This is a genomic window from Methylocaldum sp. GT1BB (assembly GCF_051027545.1).
GTDB lineage: Bacteria > Pseudomonadota > Gammaproteobacteria > Methylococcales > Methylococcaceae > Methylocaldum.
In genome coordinates, this window is sequence record NZ_CP194902.1 from 4988829 (window position 1) to 5015822 (window position 26994).

The window sequence follows — 26994 nt, forward strand, 5'->3', positions numbered from 1 at the left end:
TCTTCGAGCACCTCATGAACCCACGAATCGCGACCCTGATCGAAAACATCCAAGCGCTCGAAGAGGAACTCGAAGCCGAACTGGCCAAACATAGGGAAGAATTCCGGATCAAGCTCCGCAACGGAAGGATCGATTATGCCCACGAACTGTTGCGGGAACACCGCAGACTCAAGGCGAGCCTGACCAAGTACATCGTCAGGGCCAACCCGCTCACGCTGCTCACCGCGCCGATCATTTACTCATTGATCGTCCCTTTCGTCCTTCTGGATCTGGCCGTCACGCTATACCAGGCGGTTTGCTTCCCGATTTACGGCATTCCTAAGGTAAAACGCGGCGATTACCTGGTCTTCGACCGAGGACGATTGGCTTATCTGAATCTGATCGAAAAACTCAATTGCGCGTACTGTTCCTACGGTAACGGCCTTCTCGCGTACGTCCGCGAGATTGCCGCCCGCACCGAACAGCACTGGTGTCCCATCAAACACGCGCGCCGCATCAAATCGCCCCACTCCTCATACGGCCGGTTTCTCGATTACGGCGACGCCGAGACTTATCGGCGAGAGATAGAAAAAACGAGAAGAAATTTCGGCAACGAAAAATCCGATCAGCCGTAGCCAGTCAATCGGACCGGCCGCCACCTCGAGAATCTATAGACATTCCTCATTAACCACCCGATCCTCGATTGTTAGAATGCTCGTTTCATCGCCCACTGCTGAAAATTTGCATTTGAAATCCTTACATCTCGTACTCGCCTTGTTAGCTGTTATTCTCCCCGGTACCAGCCACTCGAAGGCCGAATCGGGCGTTCATGAGGCCGTCCGGCGTCTTGAAGACGAATGGGCGGAGATTTTTTACCGCCTGCCGCCATCTGAACATGCAGAGAAGTTCAAAGGCCTTCTGGCCAGGGTTCATGCCGTGTCCGAGCAGTACCCCAAAGAAGCCGATCCGCTGGTTCTGGAGGCCATCGTCCTCTGCACCTACGCCGCTGCGGACGTCGGTTTGAGCTCGCTGAGCAGGGTCAGCGAGGCCCGGGAACTGCTCATCAAGGCGATAGACATCGATCCCCGCGCCATGGAAGGATCGGCTTATATCACCCTCGGCAATCTTTATTACCGGCTTCCCGGCTGGCCAATCTCCTTCGGAGACGACGATTCGGCCCGTCAATATCTGGAAGCGGCTTTGAAGCTATATCCGAACGCCCTGGATTCGAATTATTTTTACGGCGACTTTTTGTTGCAGCAGGGCGAGTATGACAAGGCCCTGCCTTATTTGGAAAAAGCCGAGAAAGCACCGATTCGGCCTTACATGTTGCTTTCCGATGCCAAATTGAAGGAAGAAGTCCGTGAGGCACTGATAGCCGCACGCGAAAAGCGGGACGAGCACGGGGATTTCTTCCAGGGCTTTTTGACGTCGTTTTTCGGTAACGATGCTAAAAAGCCCTGAAACGATCATGTCCCGAGGCCTGACCCACTCCATCATCGTTAAGACTGTCTTATGTCCGACAACTCCGATTTTCTGCAGCGCTTGCCCGAACCGCTCAAACAGCCGGTAGCCTCGGCTTGGACCGCGTTTTCCGCACACTCGGCGCACCTCGGAATCGAACTCGACGAGTTTCCGGACAAGATCAAAGGCTCTTTGGGTCCGGTCTGGGCCGCGAGCCCTTTCGTCGCCGAACAATGCGCCCGCCGGCCGGAGCTCCTGCAAGACTTATTGGAATCGGGCCGGCTGGTGAACTCGACCGACGAGGAAACCTGTCGCGGCGACCTGCGACAGCTCCTGGAAGGCGTAGCTACCGAAACGGAGTTGATGGCCGTTCTGCGCCGCTTCCGTAACCGGGAAATGGTGCGCATCGCCTGGCGCGACATTGCCGGCTGGGCAAGCCTGGAAGAAACCCTCCGGGATTTATCCGCGCTCGCCGACGTGTGTGTACAGGAAAGCCTGGACTTTCTTTTTCGCCAAGCCTGCGCCGCCAAGGGAACGCCGGTCAACAAGCAAGGCCGGCCGCAATCGCTGGTCGTGCTGGGCATGGGCAAGCTCGGCGCCTTCGAGCTGAATTTCTCGTCCGACATCGATCTGATTTTCGCCTATCGGGACGACGGGGTTCTGGCGGACAAGCGCGAAACCAGCTACTGCGAGTTTTACACCAAGCTGGCGCGCAATCTGGTCAAGGTGTTGGACACCCAGACCGAGGACGGCTTCATCTTCCGCGTCGACCTGCGCTTGCGCCCGTTCGGCGACTCGGGCCCCCTGGTTCAGAACTTCTATGCCTTGGAAGCGTACTACCAAAGCCAGGCGCGCGAGTGGGAACGCTACGCCATGGTCAAGGTGCGCCCCATCGCCGGCGATATCGAAGCCGGACGCGAACTTCAGGAATTTCTCAAGCCTTTCGTCTATCGGCGTTATCTCGATTACCGAACGCTCGGCGAATTGCGCGAATTGAAGCAGAAAATCTCGCTGGAACTGCAACGCAAGGACCGCCAGGAAAACATCAAGCTCGGTCCGGGCGGCATTCGGGAAATCGAGTTCATCGGCCAGGCATTTCAACTGATCCGCGGCGGACGCGAGAAACGCCTGCAGGAGCGCCGCATCCAGGTCGTGCTGGAAACCCTGGCCGATCTGGGCTTGCTGCCCAAGCCCACGGTCGAAAAACTTCAGGAGGCCTATCGCTTTCTCCGCACGGTCGAAAACCGGCTGCAACAATACGCCGACAGGCAAACCCACGATCTTCCCACCGGCCCTGTACAGCGGCTCAGCCTCGCTTTCGCGATGGGCTTTTCCGCCTGGGAGAGCTTCAAAGCGCGCATCGATGCGGTGCGCCGGGAGGTTCACGAGGTGTTCGAACAGGTCGTCGCGCCGGTCAAGGCCGAGGGCCGAGACTTTTTCGCATTGAGCGGCGATCGCGAACAGATTTACATGGCATTGCGGAATCTCGGCTGGCCTACACCTGAATCCGGGGCAAAACTCATCGAGACGTTCCAGACTTCCCACGCCATCAAGAATCTCACTCCGAGGGGCGCTTCGGAACTCGCTCGCCTGATGCCCATGCTACTCCGAGCCACGGCCTCGACCGAACAGCCCGAAAATGCCCTGGAGCGGATTTTCGCGCTATTGGAGGCCATCGCTAGCCGCAACGTTTATCTGACCCTTCTGGCGGAGAACCCGCAAGCTTTGTCGCAGCTCGTCAAACTGGCAGCGGGCAGCCCCTGGATCACCAACTATATCGCCCAACATCCTCTGCTTCTGGACGAATTGCTGGACCCGCGCGCGCTTTACACGCCGCTGTCGAAGGCGGAACTGGAACGGGAACTGAGCCGGAAGCTCGACTCGATCGATCCCGAGGATCTCGAACAAATCCTGATCGGCCTGCGCCAGTTCAAGCAAAGCAGCATTTTGAGAGTCGCGGCAGCCGATTTCGTCGGCGCCATTCCGATCATGGTGGTCAGCGACTATCTCACCTATATCGCCGAAGTGCTGGTGAACGAAGTCATGCGACAAGCTTGGCGACTGACGGCCGCGCGGCACGGCGTTCCTCCCGGCGCAAGCGTCGACCAAGTCGGCGGTTTCGGCGTAATCGCCTACGGCAAAATGGGCGGGCTGGAACTCGGCTACGGATCGGATCTGGATCTGGTCTTCCTCTATGACGGCGTCGACAGCGCTCTCACCAATGGCGAGCGGCCGGTCAGCACCGCCGAGTTTTTCGCGCGGATGGGCAAGCGCATCATTCATCTTTTGACGGCGAATACCCCCGCGGGCATTCTCTACGAGGTGGATTTGCGGCTTCGGCCGTCCGGAAGTTCCGGTCTTCTGGTCAGCAGTGTCGACGCGTACGACACCTACCAAATGGATAACGCCTGGACTTGGGAGCAGCAGGCGCTGGTAAAGGCCCGGTTCGTCGCCGGAGATCCCGAAATCGGCGAACGGTTCGGCACTATCCGCGAGAAGTCTCTGTGCCGGGAGCGGGATACCGAAACCCTACGGACCGAAATTCGCGAAATGCGCGAAAAAATGCGCGCCAATCTGGCAGCAAAAGACCCCGACGTGTTCGATTTGAAGCAAAGTTTCGGCGGTATCGTCGATATCGAGTTTATAGTACAATTCGGGGTTCTTTCGCGTGCTCACGATTGCAATAAACTGACCGAGTGGACCGACGTGGTACGCCTGCTGGACTCTCTCACGAAGGCCGGTTTTTTAAGTTCTGACGATGCCGGACTATTAAGGCAGGCCTATTGCCTTTTCCGTGAACGTACCCACCGGCTTGCGCTGCTTGAAGTGCCCGCGCTGGTTCCGGCCCATGAACATTTCGAACTGCGTTCCCGCGTGCAGCAGATTTGGCGGAACGTGATGGAACGCTAAGCTTTTCAATTCACTGGTAATTTCGGAGAACGACTGATGGCGATGGATGACAGAGACGGCGTCATCTGGCTCGACGGCGAGTGGCTGCCCTGGCGAGACGCAAAGGTTCACGTGCTGACCCATACCCTACATTACGGCTGCGGCGTATTCGAGGGTCTTCGGGCTTACAAGACCGACCGGGGCGCGGCGATCTTCCGCCTGCGCGACCACACCGACCGACTGTTCCGCTCCGCCCACATCATGAACATGAAGATTCCTTTCGACAAGGACATCCTCGACCGGGCGCAATGCGAAGCCGTAAGCCGGAACGGCCTGTCCAGCGCCTACATCCGGCCGATGTGCTTCTACGGTTCCGAAGGCATGGGCCTGCACGCCAAGGGGCTCAATGTACATGTCATGATCGCCGCCTGGGAATGGGGCAGTTACCTCGGCGCCGAAAACATGGCGCGCGGCATCAAGGTCCGCACCTCGTCCTATACCCGCAACTCCGTCAACAGCGTCATGTGCAAGGCCAAGGCGAACGGCAACTATCTGAATTCGATCCTGGCCGTTCAGGAAGCCGTGGAAGCGGGCTGCGACGAAGCCTTGTTGCTCGATCACGAGGGTTACGTAGCCGAAGGCAGCGGCGAGAACATCTTCATCGTGCGCCGCGGCAAGCTCTATACGCCGGACCTGACCTCGGCGCTGGAAGGCATCACCCGCGAAACCGTCTTCACCATCGCCCGGGAGAACGGGCTGGAAGTTGTCGAAAAGCGGATTACCCGCGATGAGGTCTATGTCGCAGACGAGGCTTTCTTCACCGGCACCGCCGCCGAAGTAACCCCCATCCGGGAAGTGGACGGGCGGACCATCGGCGAAGGCGGACGCGGACCGATCACGGAAAAGCTGCAAACTCTGTATTTCGATTACGTGCACGGCCGCCGTAACGACCATCAGGAGTGGCTCAGCTACGTGGGCTGATCAACCCTCAGCCGTACTTCGGGGCGGGATTTTCCCGCCCTACCCCACTTTGCTAACTAGGCAACTGCTCACCCCAATAAAGCTCGTAGGATGTGCTGAACGAAGTGAAGCGCCCTTCGACCGGGCTCAGGACAGGCATCGTTCGCGATTCCGTAAATCCGTGTGCGGCACCCTGCGGGCGGCTCCGCTTCGTTTACCCCGGCAACTGCCCACCCAGATAGAGCCCGTATCTGAGCAACACCGCGCCTTGCAGCAGAAAATCGAGCGGCGCTTCGATCAGATTTGCCCACCCTTCCGTTTCAAACACGCCGTCCAATCGGCGCCCTAGACGTTCGCCGAACTCTCGTGCCAAGAAATGCGAACCGATCGACAAGGCGATGAGTCCGAGAAGCATCGAAGCAGGCGGAAAATATTTCATCGACACCTCCGGATACCGCCAGTGCAACAGCACGGCTCCGAGGACAGTGATCTGAAGCGATGTCACCATGCCTCTGTACTTGCCGAGCACCGGCAGCCAGGGCAAAAAGACCGCCAGCACGAAAGCCAGATTGAACAGATCCGAGATCGGCCTGGCTCCGGCATGGAGATTTCGAACGAAATCCGGCTCCCCGGCGCGTCCGAACTGGTGAGGGTATACGAGAAGGACAAATCCGAGGGCAAGTGCGGCATGAACGAACGGCGGTCCAACCCGTGCGGCGATTTCGCGGCTTAGCGGAACGCCCTCCAGTCTAAGTTGCAGCCTGTCGAGCAGAATAAACATCGGCACATGCAGCAAGGCCGCGGTCAGTAAGGGCAGCCAGTAGTTCGGTTGGGAAATCGCCCACCAAAAATCCATAGACTTCTCTCGCAACAAAAAGGGGCTGTTAAACAGCCCCTTAATCAGCCGGCATTCTTTATCAGCGCAGCAGCAAGAAGAACGAGCCGTTCCCCCGCTGGAGATTGAGCAGCAGTTCGCCGCTGCCGTTTGCGGCGGCCTTGAGCTCCTTCAGATTGCCCACCGGCTGGCGATTGGCCATGACGATGACGTCGCCGGGGCGCAAACCGGCCTGGAAAGCATAGGAGGCGGTATGGATCTTTTCCACACGCACGCCTCGCACCGCTTCGTTCGGCTCGGTATTGGCGAGCAAGGTACCGGAAAGCTTCGGATGGATCTTCTTGCCTTCCTCCCGAGTGATCTTGGGCTCGGCAATCTTCGCTTCACGGACCATGGTTTCACCTTTGTGCAGAACTTCGATCGAGACTTTGTCGCCGATCTGCTGCAAACCGATGGCGTTTCGGACGTCCATGCTGTTCCTCACGTGGTGGTCGTTGATCGCCAGCACGATGTCGCCCGGCTCCAGCTTGGCCTTGGCAGCGGGGGAATCGGGCTGGACGCCGGTAATGACGGCGCCTTGGGTTTGGGTAAGGCCAAAAGCTTGCGCCAATTCAGGGGTCAAGTCCTGAACCGTTACGCCGAGCAAACCGCGCCGAATTTCACCATGCTCGATCAGGGCGGTCATGATACTGGTCGCCATATTGGCGGGAATGGCAAAGCCGATACCCACATTGCCCCCGCTCGGCGCCAGGATGGCGGTATTGATGCCGATCAGCTCTCCGCGCAGATTGACGAGCGCGCCACCCGAGTTGCCGGGGTTGATCGAGGCATCGGTCTGGATGAAGTCCTCATAACCTTCGATGCCGAGCCCGGACCGGCCGAGCGCGCTGATAATGCCGGAAGTTACGGTTTGTCCCAGTCCGAATGGATTGCCGATGGCCACCACGAAATCGCCTACCTGCAATTGACTGGAATCGGCGATCGGTAGTTCGCTCAAGTTCTGCGGCTCGACCTTGATCACGGCGATGTCCGATTCCGGATCGGCTCCGATCAATTTTGCATTGAGATGACGACCGTCATTGAGCGTCACCGTGATCTCATCGGCTTTGTCGATGACGTGATTGTTGGTGAGGATGTAGCCGCGTCGCGCATCGACGATCACGCCCGAGCCCAAGCTGGAGGTTTCGCGGCGGCGGGGTTGATTCGGGATATCGAAAAAATAGCGGAAAAACGGATCGCGCAACAAAGGATGCTCGGCTTCTTGAATTTGCGTACGCGTCGAAATATTCACCACAGCCGGCATCGCCTTCTTCAGCATAGGCGAAAGGCTAGGCAGGGGTTGGCCATCCACGCTGGTCGGCCAGGCCGCATACGCTGCATTCAGAAATAACAGCAGACCGGCCAAAAAAAGCGGAAGCAATCGACGGTTATCGCTCATTCGTTATACCTCGGTCGTTTCAAGAAGATTGAATGGCCCGGATCCTTGGCCAACGATAATTGATAGACATCACAAAGTGCTTACGGAGGGATGGTCTATTATATGGAAGCGTAGGAAAACCGAACAACAATGCTATCGGCTCGGATGCCGGAAACGATCGATGCTCGAAGTCCACAAATTCGAATACTCTAGCAACACGAACATGCCCCCTGCCTTGAGCGCCTCTGATGCACAGGAATTGCGCCGCCTGATTCCACTGAATACGCTCTCGGATAGCCGATTCGAGCAGCTCTGCTCACAGATCCGAATCGATGAGGCGCCGAAAGGCTCCATTCTCTTTCGACAAGGAGAAACGAAGAACGAGTTCGTGTACCTGTTGAGCGGCACGATATCGCTGCAGGCAGGGGGAGTCGAAATGGATTCGATCAGTGGCGGCACGGATACGGCCCGATTCGCCCTGGCCCACCAGATTCCGCGCAAAGTTTCGGCTGTTGCGAACGATACCGTCAGATACGTCAGGATCAAGCCGGAAATCATAAACCAACAGGAGGAACTCAACCGAGACGTGCCTACGTACAAGGTCAGCGACATTCCGGAGGAACCCACGCGCGACTGGATGACAGCGCTGCTCAAGTCGCCGCTCTTTCAGCGCCTGTCTCCGGCGAACATTCAGGCCATTCTTCGCAGTCTCGAAGAAATTGAAGTCAAAGCGGGCGATGTCATTTGCCGTCAAGGCGACCCCGGCGACTTTTATTACATCATCAAGAAAGGACGCTGCGCCCTAACCCGCAAGCCGTCGCGGCTCGCCAAAGAGATCAAGCTGGCCACGCTAAAAATCAGCGATACCTTCGGCGAGGATTCCCTCATTTCCGGAGACCCGCGCAATGTGACGGTCACTATGGTGACCGACGGCATTTTGCTGAGACTGGACAAAGCCAGTTTTATCAAGCTCCTTAAGGAACCGGTGATATCTCATGTCGACTTCGAAACCGCCCAAAGAATGGCCAGTCGCGATGCGGTATGGCTGGATGTCCGAGCGCCGGATGTCTACGAGCAGGGCCGCTTGCCGGGAAGCCTTAATATTCCGTTCTTTTCACTGCGGGTGATGCTTCCCACCCTGAACCGGCAAGGCAAATACCTTTTGGTTTGCGAAGACGGACGGCTCAGCGAGGCTTCCGCTTTCCTGCTAATTCGGTACGGCTTCGAGGCTCACGTGCTGGCCGGCGGTATCGGCAACGTGCCACGGGATCACTTGGTCGTCGAAGCGACAAAATGGTCTCCCTCCCGCTCGTCGACCGCCCCAACGTACTCGGCATCTCAGCCGGGGCAGTCCGATTTGACAACATTCGAAATGGACACTGACATCGCCCAGGATTCAACTCGACAAGAAGGGCTATTGTCCGGTCTGTATGAGACGGCGGACTACGAAGGCGGCCGAACCGAAGATTCGGAAGAAACCCGAACCACTCTCGATACTGCCCCGCTTGCGGAGCCAGCGTCTCGGGAGAGCGAATCGCTCGGTCCAATTTCTTCAATGGACCATGCACCGACATTGGATGCGCTACTCTCCTCTGAGCGGAAGAAAAGCCGGGATTCGGAAGACCAGTCGGCCGCATTGCAGCGCCGGCTGCGGGAACTCGAAGCAACAATACAAGAAAGTCTTTTACGGGAACGGGATCTCGCCGAGCGTTTGGCGGCATCCGAAAACACGGCCGCAGAAGCGGTTTCTCGAACCCATGCGTTGGAAAAGCAGTTGACCAAAGCCGGCGATATTGTTTCGTCTGTCGCATCCGTCACAGAAAAGTATCAGCAGGCTGAAGAGCGATTGCTAAAGGCCAAGGGAGAGATCGACTCTTTGAAGGCAGAACTCGAAAAGGCTCGCGAACTGGCAAGCGATCGAGAAGCCGCGCTACTATCCTTGCGCGAAAATTATGAGCTCCTCTTGGCGGAACATGCCAAAAATGCCGGAGCTCGAAACAATCCCGAGTTGGACACCGTGCGCCGCCAGCATGGCGACGAACTGATGGCGCTGCAAGCCAGACTGCGTGACATGGAGGAGGAAGGCAACCAGCTCAGAGAGGCACTTCAATCGGCCCGGACCCGGCTGGCCGTTATGGAATCCGCCGCGTCCGCAGCGCAAGCGGGCAATGAGGATCAGAAGAAGAAACTACACTTCGAATTCGCCGTCACATTCCCGGTAACCCTCGTGATAACGTTGTTGCTGACGGCGCTTGTCTTTGGCGGGCTATTCGGCACGGCATCCGGCCGAAAATTCCTCAGCCGCTTGCTGACGCAAACCAGTCAGGCATCCCCCGAGCGTATCCCGCCCAACCCGATGTCCTCCGCGCCGATGCAGGGTTCATAAGCTCTCGCCGATATGGCAGAAAAAGGTTTTCAGATATTCGGTCTCTGGAATCGCGGGATGCACGGGATGATCGGGCGCCTGTCCACCGCGCCCGAAGAAGACCAGATGGCGATCCAAACTTCTCGCCGTCGCCCGCAAAAGATCGTGCAGAGTCTCCCGCTGCAAGTGAAATGAACAGGATGCGGATACCAGTATGCCGCCCGGAGCCAATACCTGGATCGCGCCTTGATTCAGCCGCCGGTACGCTTCTACGCCTTGGCCGACATCTTTCTTGCGCTTGATCAGAGCCGGAGGGTCGAGCACGATCACGTCGTAGCGCAGCCGTTCCTCCCTTGCCCGCTTCAGAAATTCGAACACATCGTCCTTGACGAACTGCATTTTCTCCATAACACCATTGAGCCGGCTGTTCTCGGCCGCCAAGGCCAAAGCGGCCTCCGAGCCGTCCACGCAGTCGACCCTTCCCGCTCCGGCGAGCGCCGCCTGTACGCCCCACGCCCCGCTGTATGAAAAAAGGTCCAGTACGCGCAGACCGCGTGAAAGCTTCGCCAACACGGCCCGGCTCTCGCGATGATCGAAAAACCAACCGGTTTTTTGGCCGCCGACCGGATCAACCTGAAATCGTGCGCCGTTTTCTTCGATTTCGATTGCCTCCTCCAGAGCACCTTTGACGATGCGCGTGTAAGTCTCGAGTCCTTCCAAGGCTCTGAGGCTGGACGTGTTTTTCAAGACAATGGCGCTCGGGCCGAACAAAGCCTCGATCGCAGCCGCCAGAGGTTCCTGAAGCTTCTCCATGCCGGCCGTATTCGTCTGAATGACGAACACATCGCCGAAACGATCGACCACCGCCCCGGGGATCCCGTCGCTTTCGCCGTATACCAGCCGGTAAAAAGGCTTGGAAAACACCCGTTCTCGTAATTGCAGGGCGCGCTTCAAGCGCTGTTCAAAGAAGGCCTGATCGATCTCCGCGTGCACGTCCCGAGTCAAAAGACGGGCGCATATCAGCGACGCCGGGTTGACGTAGGCGATGCCCAAGACTTGCCCGCGTGAACTCTCCACGATAGCCAAATCACCCGCCCCGAAAATCTTGAGCGGCGTCGCCGAGATATCCACCTCGTTGCTAAAAATCCACGAATGGCCCCCGCGCAGGCGTCGTTCTTCATTTTTCTTGAGGCGTATCGAAGGTAACTGGCTCATAACTGTCGCTGAAAATAAAAAATAGTTCGCCATTATCTCGCACGATTCCATCCTTTGCAGAATCTAAAAAACCGAGCGCCCGCTTCGGCCGGCGGCCGCGGCGAGCCGGATGGTGTACAATGGCGGTTTTCTCTACGCAGGCAATTTTGTGGAACAGTTTCACGGCACTACCATCGTGTCCGTCCGCCGCGGCGACAAAGTGGTCATCGGCGGCGACGGCCAGGTGACTATGGGCAACACCGTCATGAAAGGCAATGCCCGCAAGGTCCGCCGGCTCTATCACGGCCGCGTGCTCGCGGGTTTTGCCGGCGCAACCGCCGATGCGTTCACCTTATTCGAGCGCTTCGAAGGCCAATTGGAAAAGCAGCGCGGCAACCTGACCAAAGCGGCAGTCGAATTGGTGAAGGACTGGCGCACCGACCGAATGCTGCGCCGGCTGGAAGCCTTGCTTGCCGTCGCCGATTCGAAAGCATCCTTGATCATTTCCGGCAACGGCGACGTCATCGAACCGGAAAACGGCCTCATCGCGATCGGGTCCGGAGGGCCCTTCGCCCAGGCAGCCGCCCGCGCACTGTTGGAAAATACCGAATTGGGCGCTGTCGACATCGTCGAAAAGTCGCTGCAAATTGCCGCCGATATCTGCATTTATACCAACCGCAATCTGGTTATCGAAGAACTGGACATGCAACGGGAACTGCACGAACACCCATGACGCACATGACTCCCCGAGAAATCGTCCACGAATTGGACAAACACATCGTCGGTCAAGCCGCCGCCAAACGCGCGGTCGCCATAGCCTTGCGCAACCGTTGGCGGCGTATGCAAATCGAACCCGCGCTCCGCGAAGAGATCACGCCCAAGAATATCCTCATGATCGGTCCGACCGGCGTCGGCAAGACCGAAATCGCCCGCCGCCTCGCGCGGCTTGCCAACGCGCCGTTCATCAAGGTGGAAGCGACCAAGTTCACCGAGGTCGGCTATGTCGGACGCGATGTGGAATCCATCGTTCGCGATCTGGTCGATGCCGCGGTAAAAATGACGCGCCAAACCGAGATGGCGAAGGTACGAACCCATGCCGAAGAATCGGCCGAAGAACGGATTTTGAACGCTTTGCTGCCCGGCGGCTCGGGCTGGGGCGGAGAAGGACAGGCCCCGGAATCGGCGACACGCCAGAAATTCCGGCAAAAGCTCCGTAACGGCGAACTCGATGAAAAAGAAATCGAGATCGAAGTCAGCGCCGCACCGATCGGCGTGGAAATCATGGCGCCGCCCGGCATGGAAGAAATGAGCAATCAGCTCCAGAGCCTGTTTCAGAACCTGCACACCGGACGCACGCGCACTCGCAAGTTGCGGGTCAAGGATGCGCTCAAGCTCCTTCGCGAGGAAGAGTCGGCCAAGATGATCAACGAGGAGGACATCAAGTTGCGCGCCGTAGAGTCGGTGGAGCAAAACGGCATCGTATTCATCGACGAGATCGACAAGATCTGCAAGCGCGGCGAGTACGGAGGCCCGGATGTTTCACGCGAAGGCGTGCAGCGCGACCTGCTGCCCTTGGTGGAAGGTTCCACGGTGAGCACCAAATACGGCATGGTCCGGACCGATCACATCCTGTTCGTCGCGTCCGGCGCATTCCATCTGTCGAAGCCCTCCGACCTCATTCCGGAGCTTCAGGGGCGATTGCCCATTCGGGTGGAGCTGAACGCACTGACCGTGGAGGATTTCATCCGCATCCTGACCGAACCGGCCAGTTCCTTGACCGAACAGTACGCCGCGTTGCTCGCCACCGAAGGCGTCGAACTGGAGTTCACTCAGGACGGCATCGCCCGGATCGCCGAGATTAGCTGGGAAGTGAACGAGCGCACCGAAAACATCGGCGCCCGACGGCTCCACACCGTATTGGAAAGGCTTCTGGAAACGATCTCCTACGAAGCGCCGGATCATGCCGGAAAGTCCGTGGTCATCGACGCCCAGTATGTCGACCGGTATTTGTCCGAGCTGGCCCAGGACGAAGACCTGAGCCGCTATATCCTTTAACCGGCAGTCCCGCCATGGCTGCGCCCCTGCCCACCGATATCAAGCTCCATCAAAAGTCGCGGGTTCTCGAAATCGCGTTCGAGGACGGTTCCCGCTTCGAGCTGTCCTGCGAATATCTGCGGGTTTATTCGCCGTCCGCCGAGGTTCGCGGCCACGGCCCGGGCCAGGAGATTCTCCAGCTCGGAAAAGAGGACGTCACCATCACGGCGATCCGGCCGGTGGGCAATTACGCCATCGCACCCAGCTTCAGCGACGGCCACGACTCCGGGATCTACACTTGGGAGATGCTGTACAATCTGGGCCTGCATCAGACGGAACTCTGGAACGAGTATTTGAAAAAACTGGAGCGAGAGGGATACGAACGTCGAACCGAGGCGCTTCGGAGCCGATAAAGGCGCCGAGAAGGTGATTTAGATCACGTCCCGATCCACGCTGAAGTATAAGATCAACACATATCTCGCCAGGCGATCATCAAGAAACCATCCGGCCACTTACGAATGAACGATCAAAAAACCACCCACTTCGGCTTCCGTGAGGTTCCCGCGAACGAAAAGGCCAGAATGGTCAAGGCCGTATTCGACTCGGTCGCGGGCAAGTACGACGTCATGAACGATCTCATGTCTTTGGGCATTCACCGGATTTGGAAACGGATCGCCCTGCAGCTGAGCCACGTGCGCTCCGGCGAAAAGGTTCTGGATCTTGCAGGCGGCACCGGAGACATGACGTCTCTCTTCCAGAAACGGGTTGGTCCGAACGGCCGTGTCGTTCTCTCCGACATCAATGCCGAGATGTTGAAGCGCGGCCGCGACCGGCTGATCGACGAGGGCGTGGTCGACAACGTCAGCTATGCGCAGATCGACGCCGAAAAGCTGCCGTTCCCGGACAATCATTTCGATTGCGTCTGCATCGCGTTCGGTCTACGCAACGTAACCCACAAGGAGGTCGCGCTTCGCTCGATTCACCGCGTCTTGAAGCCGGGCGGGCGGGCGATCATCCTGGAATTCTCCGAAGCGCAGGGGGATCTGTTCAAAAAGGTCTACGATCTCTACTCGTTCAAGGTCCTGCCGATGCTCGGCAAATTCATTGCCAACGATGCCGAAAGCTACAAATATCTGGCCGAGTCCATCCGGATGCATCCCAACCAGGAAAAGCTCAAGCAGCTGATGCTCGAAGCCGGTTTTGAACGTTGTGAATACTTCAACCTGACCCACGGCGTCGTCGCCGTCCACCGGGGCTATAAGGTCTGACCGTGATGGCTCGTCATCCGGTGTTGGCCGGTATTCTTGCCGAAGCGCTGGAGCGTGCGGTCGCGCACTATTTGAGCCTGGATTCAGGCAACAGAGAACTACTGGCCCCGATCGCGGGCAAAGTCATCGAGCTTCGACTGCATCCGTTCGAGCTGTCGATTTATTTCTGCCCGACCGATTCGGACGTACAAATTCTCGGCGATTTCGGCGGCCGGCCGGACGTTACTCTGGCCGGTTCGATTCCGGCCTTTGCCAAGCTCAGGTTCGGCGAACCGGCCAGGCAACTCCTCTCTTCCGGCGACATCGAAATCGACGGCGACATGGACACGGCGCGCCGCTTCCAGGCGCTGTTCGAGAAGCTGGACGTCGACTGGGAGGCCCACCTTGCCCAATATACCGGCCGGGCCTTCGCCTCCGCCTGCTTCGACCTTGTTCGCTCGGGGCTCGGTTGGACCAAAGATTCCCTGAACACCTTAAGACTCGATCTTGCTGAATATTGGCAGGAAGAAAGCCGGGAATTGCCGGCGCAATTCGAGGCTGACGCCTTTTACGCCGAAGTCGACCGGCTTCGCGCCGATTTCGACCGCCTCAAAGCCCGGATAGAGCGGCTTCGGTGCTCGCTGCCGTCTGATTCCTCGTCTTCCGAATCCGCTGCCTAGGAACATCTCGCCCGTGATTCGACCGAAACAGATCCGGCGTTTGCTGCACATTCAACGCGTGCTGGTGCGTCACGGCCTGGACGAATTGGTGCTGGCCACTCACCTGTTTCGGCCGATCCGCTTTGTCGGCACCCTTTCCCCGAACTATTGGCTGGGCGCCAAAGACGAACCGCGCGGCGTTCGGATCCGCCGAACGTTGGAAGACTTGGGTCCCATTTTCGTCAAATTCGGCCAAACCCTGTCCACCCGCCGGGATCTCCTGCCGGACGACATCGCCGAAGAATTGATCAAGCTTCAGGACCGCGTGCCGGCTTTCCCCGGCAGCGATGCCAAAGCCATCGTCGAGCAGGCATTGGGACAGCCGGTCAGCCTGGTTTTCGCCGAATTCGAAGAGACGCCGCTCGCTTCGGCCTCGGTGGCGCAGGTACACGCCGCGCGGCTGCACGACGGTCAGGATGTAGTGGTCAAGGTGCTTAGACCCGGCATCGAAAAGCAGATCCGCTCGGACATCGCCTTGCTGTACGAGTTGGCTCGGCTCGCGCAGCGCTTCTGGAGCGACGCCAAGCGTCTTCGGCCGATCGAGGTCGTCGCCGAATTCGAAAAGACCATTCTGGACGAACTCGATCTGGTCCGTGAAGCGGCCAATGCCGCCGAGATGCGGCGCCGTTTCGAGGATTCCGAGATACTTTACATTCCCAAGGTCTATTGGCCGTACACGCGGCGGCAGGTCTTGGTCATGGAACGCATATCGGGCATTCCGGTCGGCGACGTGGAAACCTTGAAACGCGAAGGCGTCGATTTCAAGCTTCTGGCGGAACGAGGAGTGGAAATCTTCTTCACGCAGGTGCTGCGGGACAGCTTCTTCCATGCCGACATGCACCCCGGCAATATCTTCGTCACGCCGCCCGCTCAGTACATTGCCGTCGACTTCGGCATCGTTGGGAGCATTTCACGGGAAGACAAGCGTTACGTCGCCGAAAATCTTCTGGCCTTTTTCAACCGCGACTACCGCCGTGTCGCGGAGATGCATATCGAATCGGGATGGATTCCCAAAACCACCCGCGTCGAGGAATTCGAGTCCGCCGTACGCGCCGTGAGCGAACCGATCTTCGAAAAACCGTTAAAGGACATCTCCTACGGCCACTTGTTGTTGCGGCTGTTCCAGGTGGCCCGCCGCTTCGATATGGAAGTGCAGCCGCAACTGGTGCTGCTCCAAAAAACCCTGCTGAATATCGAAGGACTCGGGCGCGACCTCTATCCGGACCTCGATCTTTGGCAGACCGCCAAACCATTTCTGGAACGTTGGTTCAAGGACGAAATGGGACCCAAAGCCGGCCTGAGAAAAATCCAGTCGCAGCTTCCGGAATGGGCGGGAAGCTGGCCCGAGATGCCCATGCTGATCCATCGGATGCTGGAAAACGCGGCAACCGGAAAGCTGACGGTGACTTTCAAGTCGCGGGAACTCGAACAGATCCATCGGGAAATCACCCAGAACCGGCGGCGCACGCTGACCGGAATCACCGGCGGCGCCCTTGTCATCAGCGCGGCCGTCCTGTCCGGCTCCGCCGCCTCGCTGACCGTCGCCGGAATAGCCGGCGCTTTGGGCGTACTCCTTCTCGTCGGCGCCTGGCTTTAACGAACGATTCAGCATGGCGGCGGGTTTGTCGGCCTACGAGCTCTGCGTCACCGAGTAGGTCCGGAATCCTTCCCAATCGCAAACGGTCGCTTTAGTCGCGACCCTTCCAATCGCAAACGGTTGCCTTAGCCGCAACCCTTCCAATCGCAAACGGTCATCCGGGGAAGGGGCTGGCCGGCGCTCCCGGCCAGGCCGTTTGCGATTGGAGCGTCGAACCGATCCTTCCAGGAGCACCGGAGCCGCCCTTCCCGACATTCGCGGGACGGTAAGCGGACGACTGGATTCGATTTCTTTGTTATGATTTCAGCCATTTTCATCGATTTTCACTTATAACGTATAAGAAGGAAGATCTCCATGGCGCGCACAGAAACCCCGGTTTGTGATTTCGGAAAAAAGGCACACAATTTCGCTCTGCCTGGCGTGGATGGGCAAATCTGGACTCTGGAAAAGTGCAAAGGCCCCAACGGCCTTTTGGTGATGTTCATCTGCAACCACTGTCCTTATGTGAAGGCCGTGCAGGACCGCATCGTGCGGGACGTCAAAGAGCTCAAGGAACACGGCATCAACGCCGTGGCCATCATGTCCAACGACCCGGCCGATTATCCCGAAGACTCCTTCGAAAACATGAAAATCGTCGCGGAGCAACTCGGCTATCCCTTTCCGTACCTGTACGACGAAACTCAGGAAGTGGCCAAGGCCTACGGCGCCGTCTGCACCCCGGACTTCTTCGGCTATAACAAGGATCTGGAGTTGCAGTACCGCGGACGGCTGGACGCCAGCCGCAAGGAAACCGCCCCGCCGGACGTCAGGCGCGAGCTGTTCGACGCCATGAAACAAGTTGCGGAGACCGGCAAGGGTCCGAAGAAGCAAATCCCGAGCATGGGCTGCTCGATCAAATGGCGGGAGCAGCCATCGATACCCAAAAAGACCGCTAAGAAGGCCGCTAAGAAGAAGCCCCTCGCTTTCAAGCGAATCACCGATCTCGATCTCGCCGGCAAGCGCGTTCTGATCCGCGCGGATCTGAACGTTCCCGTCAAGAACGGCAAAGTCACCAGCGACACCCGCATCCGCGCCAGTTTGCCCACGATCGAACATTGCTTGAGAGCCGGCGCCAGGGTCATGGTCATGTCCCATCTGGGGCGGCCGACCGAAGGCATATACACCGACGAATTCTCTCTGAAACCCGTGGCCGATCGCATGACCTGGCTGCTCGGACGCAAAGTGCCCCTGGTGAAAGACTGGCTGAACGGCGTCGACATGCACCCGCGGGAGGTCGTTTTATGCGAAAACGTCCGATTCAACAAGGGTGAGAAAAAAGACGACGAAGCGTTGGCCAAGAAAATGGCCGCTCTCTGCGATATCTACGTGATGGACGCCTTCGGTACCGCGCACCGCGCCGAAGCGTCAACCCACGGCGTAGGCCGTTTCGCGACAGAAACCTGTGCCGGCCTCCTGCTCGCTGCCGAGCTCGACGCTCTCGGCAAGGCTCTGGAAAACCCGGAGCGCCCGCTTTTGGCGATCGTCGGCGGCTCCAAGGTTTCCACCAAGCTGACGGTGCTCGACTCTTTGGCCGCCAAAGTGGACCAACTCATCGTCGGCGGCGGCATCGCCAACACGTTCATCGCCGCGGCAGGTCATCCGGTGGGCAAGTCCTTGTATGAAGCCGACCTGATTCCCGAAGCCAAACGCTTGATGGAACAAGCGAAAGCGGAAGGCGCGGAGATTCCGGTACCGACCGATGTGGTTTGCGCGAAAGAATTCTCCGATTCGGCGACAGCCACGATTAAAAAAGTCAGCAAAGTAGCCGAGGACGATTTGATCCTCGATATCGGGCCGGAAACCGCGGCGCGTTATGCGGAAATGATCAAAGCGGCCGGAACCATCGTCTGGAACGGGCCGGTGGGCGTATTCGAGATCGACCAGTTCGGCGAAGGCACCCGCACCGTAGCCATGGCTATTGCGGAAACCAAGGGTTTTTCCATCGCCGGTGGCGGCGATACGCTCGCGGCGATCGAAAAATACGGCATCGGCGATCGGGTATCATATACCTCGACCGGGGGCGGAGCTTTCCTGGAATTCCTGGAGGGCAAGATGCTTCCCGCCGTAGCGATGTTGCAGGAACGGGCAAAATAGTTCTTCGAGTTCACGGCGCGAAGGAGAGCGGCCGAAGCTGTCCTTCGCGCCTTGTTTTTTGGGCGATCTGAACCTTCCAGCCGCGTTGGCGGTCTGGATTAAGAATCCTTCGACCAAAACGCCCGATGGATCGGATTCCGCTTTGAAAAGCGGGTGTTCTGTACAAGAACCTTGCTTTTAGGGTAAAAGGGTTCCATAAACTATTTGTTTTTATTAAATTTTTCATTCAAAACGACTCTAAATCGAGGATACAGCAAACATGGCAAGAGTAACCGTCGAAGACTGTCTGGAACACGTCGACAATCGTTTTCAGTTGGTTTTGCTGGCAACCAAGAGAGCCCGCCAATTGTCCCGCCATCCGGACGATGCCAAGGTGCCGTGGGAAAACGATAAATCGACCGTCGTGGCGCTTCGGGAAATTGCACAGGGCTTGATCACTCGCGAATATCTCACTGCGGCCGCGAAACAGGAGCGGTTCGCCATCGAGCGTCCGCCGGTACCCAATCCGCATGGCGCAGGCATGGGCAACCTTGAAGAGGACGATTTCGAGTAAGGCGAATCGGTACCTCAAACGCCGAAGAGCCGATACAAGAGCGCGGGCTGCCATGAACCAGCTTCTTCCCAAAGAAGTGACCGAACTGCCGAATGAAAAGCTCATTCGCAGGCTGTGCAGCATAGTCTCGGCCTATCTCGACGGAGCGCAGGTCGAGGAAATTTATCGCGCCTATCAGCTTGCCCTTTCCGCGCATGAGGGCCAATTCCGACTGACCGGCGAACCGTATGTGTGCCATCCCCTTTCGGTCGCCATCATCCTCGCCGAGATGCGCATGGACGCAAAAGGCATCATGGCGGCCATTCTGCACGACGTCATCGAAGACACCTCCGTCACCAAGGAGCAACTGCGAGAACAATTCGGAGACGAAGTCGCCGAACTGGTCGACGGCGTCAGCAAGCTGACCCAGCTCGACTGCAAATCGAGGGCCGAGGCGCAGGCCCAGAATGTCCGAAAGATGGTGCTCGCGATGGTCAAGGACCTCCGCGTGATCATGGTCAAACTGGCGGATCGGCTTCACAACATGCGCACCTTAGGGATAATGTCTCCGACGCGGCGCCGGCGCATCGCCCGCGAGACCCTGGACATCTACGCACCCATTGCCAACCGCCTGGGCATGAACGAGATGCGGCTGGAATTGGAAGAACTGGGGTTCTCCGCCATGTATCCGGTACGTTACCGCGTGCTGGAACAGTCGGTAAAGAAAGCTCGCGGCAACCGCAAGGAGGTGGTGGCGATCATCGAGTCGGCCATCACGAAACGACTGCAGGACGCCGGGCTGGTCAACTGCGAAGTAATCGGACGGGAGAAGCATCTTTATAGTCTCTATCAAAAGATGCGAATCAAGCATGTCTCCTTTTCCGGCGTCTACGACGTTTACGCCTTCCGCATCATCGCAGATGAGGTGGACGATTGTTACCGTGCCTTAGGGATAGTTCACAACCTCTATAAGCCGGTGCCTGGCCGCTTCAAGGATTACATCGCCGTGCCCAAGGCCAACGGCTATCAGTCGCTGCACACCGTGCTGGTCGGGCCTTACGGCCAGCCGCTGGAAATTCAGATCCGCACCCGCGCCATGCACCATCTGGCTGAATCCGGCATCGCGGCACACTGGCTGTACAAGAGCGAGCATGAACAGATTTCGACCAGCCAGACCCGTGCCCACGAGTGGCTGAGAGATCTTCTGGAAATCCAGAAGAGCGCCGGCGACTCGATGGAATTCCTGGACAATTTGAAGGTCGACCTGTTTCAGCAGGAAGTTTACGTCTTCACCCCCAAGGGCAAGATCACCAAGCTTCCGCGCGGAGCCACCATCGTCGACTTCGCTTACGCCGTGCACACCGATATCGGCAATACTTGCGTCTCGGCCCGAATCGACCGGGTACTCGCGCCGCTGCAAACCGTTCTCGAGAACGGCCAGACCGTCGAGATCATCACGGCGCCCTGGGCCCGCCCCAATCCGCTGTGGCTCAATTTCGTCGTCACCGCCAAAGCGCGCGCGGCCATTCGCAGCTATCTCAGGAATTTCAAGAAACAGGAGGCGGTCGCCCTCGGAAAACGTTTGCTGGAAAAGGAATTCGATGCCCAAAACATACGTTTCGAGGATATTCCGCGGGAGCGGATCGACGATTTGCTGAAGGCGCTCGAATTGCCGTCTCTCGAAGCCTTGCTGGAAGATATCGGGCTCGGCAACCGTTTGCCTTTCCTGGTCGTCCGCCAAATGGCGCAAGCCGACGCCACGTCGGAGACTACAGCCAACCAGGAAAACCTGCCAGCACTGTCGCCTCTGATCATCAAAGGCACAGAAGGCATGGTGGTCAACCTCGCCAAGTGCTGCCGCCCGATACCGGGCGACCCCATCGTCGGATTCTTCAATCCCGGCAAGGGGATCGTCGTTCACCTCACCGAGTGCAAGAACGTCTCGGAGCTCAGAAAAAAACACATGAACTGGCTGGACGTGGACTGGGACAAACAAGCCAGCGGCGATTTCCCGGCGGTCATCCGTCTGGAACTGATGAACCAGGTCGGTACCCTGGCTAAAGTCGCCTCCACCATCTCCCGCATGCGCGCCAACATCGAAAACGTCCAGATCTCCAATCAGGACAGCCAGATTTCCACCGACATCATTACCTTGATGGTCAAGGACCGCATCCATCTCGCCTCGGTCATGCGAGAACTGCGAAAATTATCGGTCGTTTTGAAAATTTCCCGCGTAAAGTCCGAACTCAGAAAGAAACAGAACCATGGCAAAACAAATTATTCAGACTGACCAGGCTCCCAAAGCGATCGGCACCTACTCCCAGGCCGTAAAAGTCGGCGACACGGTTTATCTGTCCGGCCAGATTCCGCTGGACCCCGCCACCATGACGCTGGTCGAAGGCGGCATGGACGTGCAGATCCGCCGCGTGTTCGACAACCTCAAAGCCGTGGCCGAGGCGGCCGGAGGCAGCCTTCGGGATGTCGTCAAACTGAATGTCTTCCTGACCGATCTCGCCCATTTTCCGCTGGTGAACGAAATCATGGCGGAATATTTCGCCGAGCCGTACCCTGCCCGCGCCGCCATCGGCGTGGCCTCCCTGCCGCGGGGCGCCGGAGTCGAAATGGACGCGATCATGGTTTTGGCGAAATAGGCGTCCCGCGACTATTTGGCTTCGCAAAACCGTTCTCTCGACGAGCTTCCGGTCGCCACCCTCAGGGGGGCGGGAGCGCAAACCCTCAAACGGCTGGAAAAGCTGGGCATTTCGACCGTCAGCGACTTGCTTTTCCATCTGCCGCTGCGTTATGAAGATCGGACGTCCGTCACCGCTATCGGACATCTGAAACCCGGCGGTCATGCGCTGGTGGAAGGCCGGATCGAACTCGCGGAAATCCTCCCAAAGGGCCGTCGCTCGCTGATTGTTCGGATCGGCGACGGCACCGGCTTTCTCGATCTGCGGTTCTTCCATTACACGGCGAAACAGCGCGAGCAGCTGACCCGCGGCAAGCGGCTGAGCTGTTACGGCGAAGTGCGGACGGGTTATGCGGGCCTGGAAATGACCCATCCCGATTACAAACTCATCGACGATACGGAGACCGATGTTCCCGAGCGCGCGCTGACGCCGGTTTATCCCTTGACCGAAGGCATCCATCAGAAAGCCATTCGCCGGCTGGCCGCACAAGCACTGTCCATGGCCGACGAAATCCGGCTTCCCGACTTATTGCCCGAGCCCTTGATCCCTTCGGCGAACCGGTTGCGACTCATGGACGCGCTTCGGCTTCTGCATCAGCCGCCCGCCGGCTACAACGAAACTTCGCCGCAACTCGCCGCCGCCCGTTCGCGCCTCGCCTTCGAAGAGCTGCTTAGCCATCATCTGAGCCTCGGGCGCTTCCGGGCCAAGATGCAGGCTCATCGAGCCCCGGTTATGGCGATCAATCGGGAGGCGGCGGACCGGTTTCTGCGCAGCCTGCCGTTCTCTCTAACCGCCGCCCAAAAGCGCGTGATTGCCGAGATCGAAGCCGATTTATCCGGTAACCGTCCCATGATGCGCTTGGTCCAAGGCGACGTGGGATCGGGCAAGACGGTGGTGGCTGCCCATGCCGCGCTGACCGCGCTGTCGTCCAACTACCAGGTCGGCATCATGGCTCCTACCGAACTTTTGGCCGAGCAGCATTTCCGAAGCTTTCGGCAGTGGCTCGAACCCTTCGGCATACAGATCGCCTTCTTGTCCGGACGCCTCAAGGGCGAAGCCCGGAAAGCCGAGCTCGACGCCATCGGTCGCGGCGCAGCCGGCATCGTCATCGGCACCCACGCCCTATTTCAGGAACAGGTGGCATTTCATCGCCTGGGGCTCGTCATCATCGACGAACAGCACCGATTCGGCGTCCATCAACGGCTGGCGCTCCGCGAAAAAGGTCTGCATGATGGCTTGTATCCGCACCAACTCATCATGACCGCCACACCGATTCCGAGAACCTTGGCGATGCTCGGGTATGCCGATCTCGATCTATCGGTCATCGACGAGCGTCCGCCAGGACGGACTCCCGTCAAGACCGTGGTCATTCCGACCAGTCGCCGGGCTGAAATCATCGCCCGCATCACCGACTGGGCGTCCAAAGGAAGACAGGTGTACTGGGTTTGCACGCTGATCGAAGAATCCGAGGCATTGCAATGCGAAGCAGCGGAAAAAACCGCCGTCGTGCTCGCCGAAGCGCTTCCGGATGTTCGCGTCGCGCTGATACACGGGCGTTTGAAACCCGCCGAAAAGGAAGCCGTCATGTCAGCCTTCAAGGAAGGGCATTTCGATTTGCTGGTGGCCACTACCGTCATCGAAGTCGGCGTGGACGTCCCGAATGCCAGCCTGATGATCATCGAGAATGCCGAGCGCTTGGGACTGGCCCAGCTGCACCAATTGCGCGGGAGGGTGGGACGCGGTCCCGGCGAGGCGCATTGCGTCTTGCTGTACCAGCCGCCTCTGTCGGAAACCGCCAAACAACGTTTGGGTATCCTGCGGGACTCCGATGACGGCTTCGTCATCGCCGAAAAAGACCTGGAATTGCGGGGACCGGGAGAACTCCTGGGAACCCGGCAGACCGGCCAGGTCCAGTTCCGCATCGCCGACTTGGCGCGCGACGGACACCTCTTGGATGCCGTTGCTCAAACGGCCGCCATTCTGCTGCGGGATTATCCCGACCGCGCCGAACGCCTGATCCGGCGCTGGGTCGGTCATTCGGTGCAATATGCCGGGGCTTGAATGACTACCCGTACGGGGTATCGACGTTTTTCGAGATGCCATTACATTCTTCCGAAGCGGATACGCCGTGGCGAAACCCCATCTTATCCCCGCCTTGAGGGAAAATCGACCAACGAGATAAGAGCCTATCCAGGCCGTTCGCCCTGAGCCCTTCGACTTAGCTCAGGACAGGGTTGTCGAAGGGTCTGTCCTGAGCCGAGTCGAAGGGTTCTGGGACCTACCGGGATAGGCTCTAAGCACCCTGACGAAACGCTTGCGACGCCAGATACGAATCCGACACACCGGAGATGAAAGCCATGAAACTCAACGCAGAGTCCTTGAGACAAATGAAGTCGGTAAAGCCGATCCCGATGCTGACGGCTTACACCGCCCCCGTAGCCCGCTCTCTCGAAAAAGCGGGGATTCCGGTCATCCTGGTCGGAGACACGGTGGGGATGGTGGAAATGGGCTTCGACAGCACGCGCCATGTCACCATCGAGCACATGCAATACCATATCGGCGCCGTCCGCCGCGGCGCGCCGAATACGCATATCATCGGCGATCTTCCATACAACAGCGATCGCGATCCGGCCACGGCCCTGAATAACGCCAAACTGCTGCTGGACGCCGGCGCCGACAGCATCAAGCTGGAAGGTCCGAAGTACGACGTGATCGCTCATCTCGTTGCCAACGGAATCGACGTGGTCGGCCATACCGGATTGACGCCCCAGACGGCTTCCGACTTCCGACAGGTCGGAGGCAAGAAAAGCGACGCGGAACGCATCTTGAGCGAAGCGATCGACATCGCGGAAGCGGGCGCGTTCTTGGTGGTTCTGGAGCACATACCGGCAACCCTGGCGAAGACCATCACGCAGTCGATCAAGGTGCCCACAGTGGGAATCGGTGCCGGCGCATCGTGCGATGGACAGGTTTTGGTCATTAACGACGCGATCGGCCTGGGGGATTTCTGGCCGCCGTTTTCGAGACAGTACGCTTACGTTGGCAAAGCGATCGTCGATGTTGCCGAGCGATTCATGAAGGAAGTCGACGACGGAACCTTCGTGGACAATGTTCTCCACATGCGCGGTTCAAGGAAGAGATAGAGATAGCGATTTGTCCGACCGAAGCGGCCGCTCCGACCGAACCGCCGGAACAGAGGCGCAGCTAGGCAATTCCTTGCAGATGAATGTATCCGGCCGGTCAGGAAAACTCACGCGCTCTGCTAAAATTCGCGGTTTATTCTCGAGACCGACCATTGACGACACGCAGCCAACTTTTCCGCCGAGCACCGGACTGGTTTCAACTTGGAAGCAGTCAGCGCAGCCAGATCCCCGAAGGGCTCCATCCATGGCTTTTCGAAGCCGGCTCGCTGACCCGCCGGGTTCGCGGCCTTTGCGGCGGCGATTTTCGCCTCCGGGTGCTGCAGCAGGACTGGCTGAGGCCGTTTGCCGACGAATCGAGAGCGCTGAGACTTAGACCTTCGCGGGTCGCGTTGGTACGCGAGGTGGCTCTTCAATGCGGCGAACAGCCCCTGGTCGTGGCGCGCAGCATCATACCGGCAAGTATTCTCCGCGGCGCTCAGCGCCATCTGGCTTCTTTGGGCAACCGCCCGCTGGGAGAGATTCTTTTCTCCGACCCGAACCTGAAGCGGCTGGGGCTGGAATTGGCCGTCGTCGAAAGGGCGAAATGGCTACCGGAACGTTCCAAAGCTCTTGACTTCGCCGAATCGTCCGACCGAATCTGGGGTCGGCGCTCGCTGTACGCCGTCGCGCACGGAAACCTGTTAGTAGCCGAGTTTTTTCTACCTTCTCTGTTGAAGCGAGAAGCAAGCCTATGATCGACCAACCGACCTTCCGGCTGTCCAGCCGTCGTCTCGAGCTTTACTGGCGATTGATGCGTCTGGACAAGCCCATCGGCATCTTCCTTCTGCTTTGGCCGGCCCTGTGGGCGCTATTGATTGCCGGAAACGGCAAACCCGACGTCCTGGTGAGCTTCGTCATCGTCACCGGCGTCGTGCTGATGCGGGCGGCGGGCTGCGTGATCAATGACTACGCCGACCGCGACTTCGACCCCCACGTCAAACGCACCAAATTACGTCCGATCGCCGCCGGACTGGTGACACCCAAGGAAGCGCTTTGGCTGTTCGTCGTGCTGTGCCTGGTATCGTTCGGCCTGGTTCTACTCACCAACCCGCTCACAATCGCGCTGTCGGTCCCCGGCGCTTTTCTCGCCGCGTCCTATCCGTTCATGAAGCGCTACACCTATCTTCCGCAAGCCTATCTGGGACTCGCCTTCGGCTGGGCGGTGCCCATGACTTTCGCGGCCCAGACGGGCGGCATTCCGTGGGTCGGCTGGGAACTTTACTTCGCCACCATCCTGTGGGCTTTGGTTTACGACACGATGTACGCCATGGTGGATCGGGAGGACGATCTCAAGATCGGCGTCAAATCCACCGCCATTCTGTTCGGCGACATGGATCGGGTGCTGATCGGAATGCTTCAGGTCTTCGTGCTGCTGATTCTTTATTCGGTGGGAAGGCAATCCGGGCTTGGAATAGCCTATTTTCTCGGTCTCTTGGTCGCCGCCGGGCTGGCCGCCTACCAACAGTATCTGATCCGGGAGCGCGATCCCGCCGGCTGCTTCAAAGCATTTCTGAACAATCATTGGTTCGGCGCGGCGGTATTTTTCGGGTTGGTAGTCGACTACGTCTCCCGCCTTTAGAGCATTTTCCGATTCGGTGTCAGAGAGCCCGATAGGTAGGTCGGCAATCCCTTCCCAATCGCAAACGGTCGCTTTAGTCGCGACCCTTCCGACAAAATCCTTTGCCGAGCCGATAAGTCGGCAAGGGATTGCCGACCTACGTTCTTCCCGCCCGACACGAAGCCGTACACCGGGATGA

At 58.4% G+C, this 26994-nt stretch carries 22 protein-coding genes and 1 pseudogene; 20 read left to right on the forward strand and 3 right to left on the reverse strand.

Annotation, left to right across the window (positions count from 1 at the left end; translation table 11 throughout):
- Nucleotides 1-14: 14 nt before the first annotated feature.
- From ACR2TX_RS23325 to ACR2TX_RS23340, 4 genes are all read left to right on the forward strand, one after another.
- Nucleotides 15-614, forward strand: a complete 600-nt coding sequence (locus tag ACR2TX_RS23325; RefSeq protein WP_434113649.1) for a hypothetical protein — start codon at nucleotides 15-17, stop codon at nucleotides 612-614.
- A 112-nt stretch (nucleotides 615-726) separates the two neighbouring features.
- Nucleotides 727-1443, forward strand: a complete 717-nt coding sequence (locus ACR2TX_RS23330) for a tetratricopeptide repeat protein (protein ID WP_168175350.1) — start codon at nucleotides 727-729, stop codon at nucleotides 1441-1443.
- 51 nt (nucleotides 1444-1494) lie between these two features.
- Nucleotides 1495-4353, forward strand: coding sequence for a bifunctional [glutamate--ammonia ligase]-adenylyl-L-tyrosine phosphorylase/[glutamate--ammonia-ligase] adenylyltransferase (glnE, locus tag ACR2TX_RS23335; RefSeq protein WP_434130784.1), 2859 nt, complete (start codon nucleotides 1495-1497; stop codon nucleotides 4351-4353).
- 36 nt (nucleotides 4354-4389) lie between these two features.
- The gene (locus ACR2TX_RS23340; protein WP_077728859.1) at nucleotides 4390-5313 is read left to right on the forward strand and encodes a branched-chain amino acid transaminase; all 924 of its coding nucleotides are present in this window, start codon (nucleotides 4390-4392) and stop codon (nucleotides 5311-5313) included.
- 193 nt (nucleotides 5314-5506) lie between these two features.
- Here the strand turns inward: ACR2TX_RS23340 and ACR2TX_RS23345 are convergent, their stop codons facing one another.
- Nucleotides 5507-6148 carry a hypothetical protein gene (locus ACR2TX_RS23345; RefSeq protein ID WP_434130785.1) on the reverse strand — a complete coding sequence of 214 codons (642 nt, stop codon included), beginning with the start codon at nucleotides 6146-6148 and terminating at the stop codon, nucleotides 5507-5509.
- Between the two features lie 61 nt (nucleotides 6149-6209).
- Complete coding sequence (locus ACR2TX_RS23350) at nucleotides 6210-7565, reverse strand: DegQ family serine endoprotease (protein WP_434130786.1); 1356 nt, start codon at nucleotides 7563-7565, stop codon at nucleotides 6210-6212.
- Between the two features lie 160 nt (nucleotides 7566-7725).
- Between ACR2TX_RS23350 and ACR2TX_RS23355 the strand changes: the two genes are divergently transcribed.
- Nucleotides 7726-9930, forward strand: coding sequence for a cyclic nucleotide-binding domain-containing protein (locus ACR2TX_RS23355; RefSeq protein ID WP_347258378.1), 2205 nt, complete (start codon nucleotides 7726-7728; stop codon nucleotides 9928-9930).
- Here ACR2TX_RS23355 and ACR2TX_RS23360 read toward each other — a convergent pair.
- Nucleotides 9925-11124, reverse strand: a complete 1200-nt coding sequence (locus ACR2TX_RS23360) for a class I SAM-dependent rRNA methyltransferase (protein WP_077728855.1) — start codon at nucleotides 11122-11124, stop codon at nucleotides 9925-9927. The genes ACR2TX_RS23355 and ACR2TX_RS23360 overlap by 6 nt on opposite strands.
- Nucleotides 11125-11272: 148 nt before the next feature.
- On the opposite strand from ACR2TX_RS23360, the gene hslV reads away from it, so the two are divergent.
- The 15 genes and pseudogenes from hslV (at nucleotide 11273) to ubiA (ending at nucleotide 26816) form a co-directional block, all read left to right on the forward strand.
- The gene (hslV, locus tag ACR2TX_RS23365; RefSeq protein WP_077728854.1) at nucleotides 11273-11836 is read left to right on the forward strand and encodes an ATP-dependent protease subunit HslV; all 564 of its coding nucleotides are present in this window, start codon (nucleotides 11273-11275) and stop codon (nucleotides 11834-11836) included.
- Nucleotides 11833-13158 (forward strand): ATP-dependent protease ATPase subunit HslU, encoded by a 1326-nt coding sequence (hslU, locus tag ACR2TX_RS23370; protein ID WP_077728853.1) that lies wholly within the window; start codon nucleotides 11833-11835, stop codon nucleotides 13156-13158. Before hslV ends, hslU begins: the two co-directional genes overlap by 4 nt.
- Nucleotides 13159-13172: 14 nt before the next feature.
- Nucleotides 13173-13550, forward strand: a complete 378-nt coding sequence (locus ACR2TX_RS23375) for a gamma-butyrobetaine hydroxylase-like domain-containing protein (RefSeq protein ID WP_434130787.1) — start codon at nucleotides 13173-13175, stop codon at nucleotides 13548-13550.
- Between the two features lie 105 nt (nucleotides 13551-13655).
- Nucleotides 13656-14405, forward strand: a complete 750-nt coding sequence (ubiE, locus tag ACR2TX_RS23380; protein ID WP_133717769.1) for a bifunctional demethylmenaquinone methyltransferase/2-methoxy-6-polyprenyl-1,4-benzoquinol methylase UbiE — start codon at nucleotides 13656-13658, stop codon at nucleotides 14403-14405.
- A gap of 5 nt (nucleotides 14406-14410) precedes the next feature.
- Complete coding sequence (locus tag ACR2TX_RS23385) at nucleotides 14411-15064, forward strand: ubiquinone biosynthesis accessory factor UbiJ (protein ID WP_077728850.1); 654 nt, start codon at nucleotides 14411-14413, stop codon at nucleotides 15062-15064.
- 13 nt (nucleotides 15065-15077) lie between these two features.
- Nucleotides 15078-16700 carry a ubiquinone biosynthesis regulatory protein kinase UbiB gene (gene ubiB, locus ACR2TX_RS23390; RefSeq protein WP_434130788.1) on the forward strand — a complete coding sequence of 541 codons (1623 nt, stop codon included), beginning with the start codon at nucleotides 15078-15080 and terminating at the stop codon, nucleotides 16698-16700.
- A gap of 354 nt (nucleotides 16701-17054) precedes the next feature.
- Nucleotides 17055-17474 (forward strand): annotated as a pseudogene (locus ACR2TX_RS23395) (thioredoxin family protein); the annotation flags it as partial.
- Nucleotides 17475-17615: 141 nt separating this feature from the next.
- Nucleotides 17616-18833: a phosphoglycerate kinase gene (locus ACR2TX_RS23400; RefSeq protein WP_240502418.1), complete on the forward strand. Its 1218-nt coding sequence runs from the start codon at nucleotides 17616-17618 to the stop codon at nucleotides 18831-18833.
- A 259-nt stretch (nucleotides 18834-19092) separates the two neighbouring features.
- On the forward strand, nucleotides 19093-19386 hold the full coding sequence (gene rpoZ, locus ACR2TX_RS23405; RefSeq protein WP_077728847.1) for a DNA-directed RNA polymerase subunit omega: 294 nt from the start codon (nucleotides 19093-19095) through the stop codon (nucleotides 19384-19386).
- A 52-nt stretch (nucleotides 19387-19438) separates the two neighbouring features.
- A complete protein-coding gene (locus ACR2TX_RS23410; protein ID WP_434130789.1) occupies nucleotides 19439-21655 on the forward strand; it encodes a RelA/SpoT family protein in 2217 nt (738 codons plus the stop codon).
- Nucleotides 21630-22016 (forward strand): RidA family protein, encoded by a 387-nt coding sequence (locus tag ACR2TX_RS23415; RefSeq protein ID WP_086134568.1) that lies wholly within the window; start codon nucleotides 21630-21632, stop codon nucleotides 22014-22016. Before ACR2TX_RS23410 ends, ACR2TX_RS23415 begins: the two co-directional genes overlap by 26 nt.
- 15 nt (nucleotides 22017-22031) lie before the next feature.
- A complete protein-coding gene (gene recG, locus ACR2TX_RS23420; RefSeq protein ID WP_434130790.1) occupies nucleotides 22032-24116 on the forward strand; it encodes an ATP-dependent DNA helicase RecG in 2085 nt (694 codons plus the stop codon).
- Nucleotides 24117-24412: 296 nt separating this feature from the next.
- The gene (panB, locus tag ACR2TX_RS23425) at nucleotides 24413-25198 is read left to right on the forward strand and encodes a 3-methyl-2-oxobutanoate hydroxymethyltransferase (RefSeq protein WP_077728843.1); all 786 of its coding nucleotides are present in this window, start codon (nucleotides 24413-24415) and stop codon (nucleotides 25196-25198) included.
- 152 nt (nucleotides 25199-25350) lie between these two features.
- Complete coding sequence (locus ACR2TX_RS23430) at nucleotides 25351-25932, forward strand: chorismate--pyruvate lyase family protein (protein WP_240502407.1); 582 nt, start codon at nucleotides 25351-25353, stop codon at nucleotides 25930-25932.
- Nucleotides 25929-26816, forward strand: coding sequence for a 4-hydroxybenzoate octaprenyltransferase (gene ubiA / locus ACR2TX_RS23435; protein WP_077728841.1), 888 nt, complete (start codon nucleotides 25929-25931; stop codon nucleotides 26814-26816). Before ACR2TX_RS23430 ends, ubiA begins: the two co-directional genes overlap by 4 nt.
- The last annotated feature ends 178 nt before the right edge of the window (nucleotides 26817-26994 follow it).

Coding starts and splice junctions, on each gene's coding strand:
- ACR2TX_RS23325 (WP_434113649.1), top strand. CDS start 15: ATGAACCCACGAATCGCGACCCTGATCGAAAACATCCAAGCGCTCGAA.
- glnE (WP_434130784.1), top strand. CDS start 1,495: ATGTCCGACAACTCCGATTTTCTGCAGCGCTTGCCCGAACCGCTCAAA.
- ACR2TX_RS23340 (WP_077728859.1), top strand. CDS start 4,390: ATGGCGATGGATGACAGAGACGGCGTCATCTGGCTCGACGGCGAGTGG.
- ACR2TX_RS23345 (WP_434130785.1), bottom strand. CDS start 6,148: ATGGATTTTTGGTGGGCGATTTCCCAACCGAACTACTGGCTGCCCTTA.
- ACR2TX_RS23350 (WP_434130786.1), bottom strand. CDS start 7,565: ATGAGCGATAACCGTCGATTGCTTCCGCTTTTTTTGGCCGGTCTGCTG.
- ACR2TX_RS23355 (WP_347258378.1), top strand. CDS start 7,726: ATGCTCGAAGTCCACAAATTCGAATACTCTAGCAACACGAACATGCCC.
- ACR2TX_RS23360 (WP_077728855.1), bottom strand. CDS start 11,124: ATGAGCCAGTTACCTTCGATACGCCTCAAGAAAAATGAAGAACGACGC.
- hslU (WP_077728853.1), top strand. CDS start 11,833: ATGACGCACATGACTCCCCGAGAAATCGTCCACGAATTGGACAAACAC.
- ACR2TX_RS23375 (WP_434130787.1), top strand. CDS start 13,173: ATGGCTGCGCCCCTGCCCACCGATATCAAGCTCCATCAAAAGTCGCGG.
- ubiE (WP_133717769.1), top strand. CDS start 13,656: ATGAACGATCAAAAAACCACCCACTTCGGCTTCCGTGAGGTTCCCGCG.
- ACR2TX_RS23385 (WP_077728850.1), top strand. CDS start 14,411: ATGGCTCGTCATCCGGTGTTGGCCGGTATTCTTGCCGAAGCGCTGGAG.
- rpoZ (WP_077728847.1), top strand. CDS start 19,093: ATGGCAAGAGTAACCGTCGAAGACTGTCTGGAACACGTCGACAATCGT.
- ACR2TX_RS23410 (WP_434130789.1), top strand. CDS start 19,439: ATGAACCAGCTTCTTCCCAAAGAAGTGACCGAACTGCCGAATGAAAAG.
- ACR2TX_RS23415 (WP_086134568.1), top strand. CDS start 21,630: ATGGCAAAACAAATTATTCAGACTGACCAGGCTCCCAAAGCGATCGGC.
- panB (WP_077728843.1), top strand. CDS start 24,413: ATGAAACTCAACGCAGAGTCCTTGAGACAAATGAAGTCGGTAAAGCCG.
- ubiA (WP_077728841.1), top strand. CDS start 25,929: ATGATCGACCAACCGACCTTCCGGCTGTCCAGCCGTCGTCTCGAGCTT.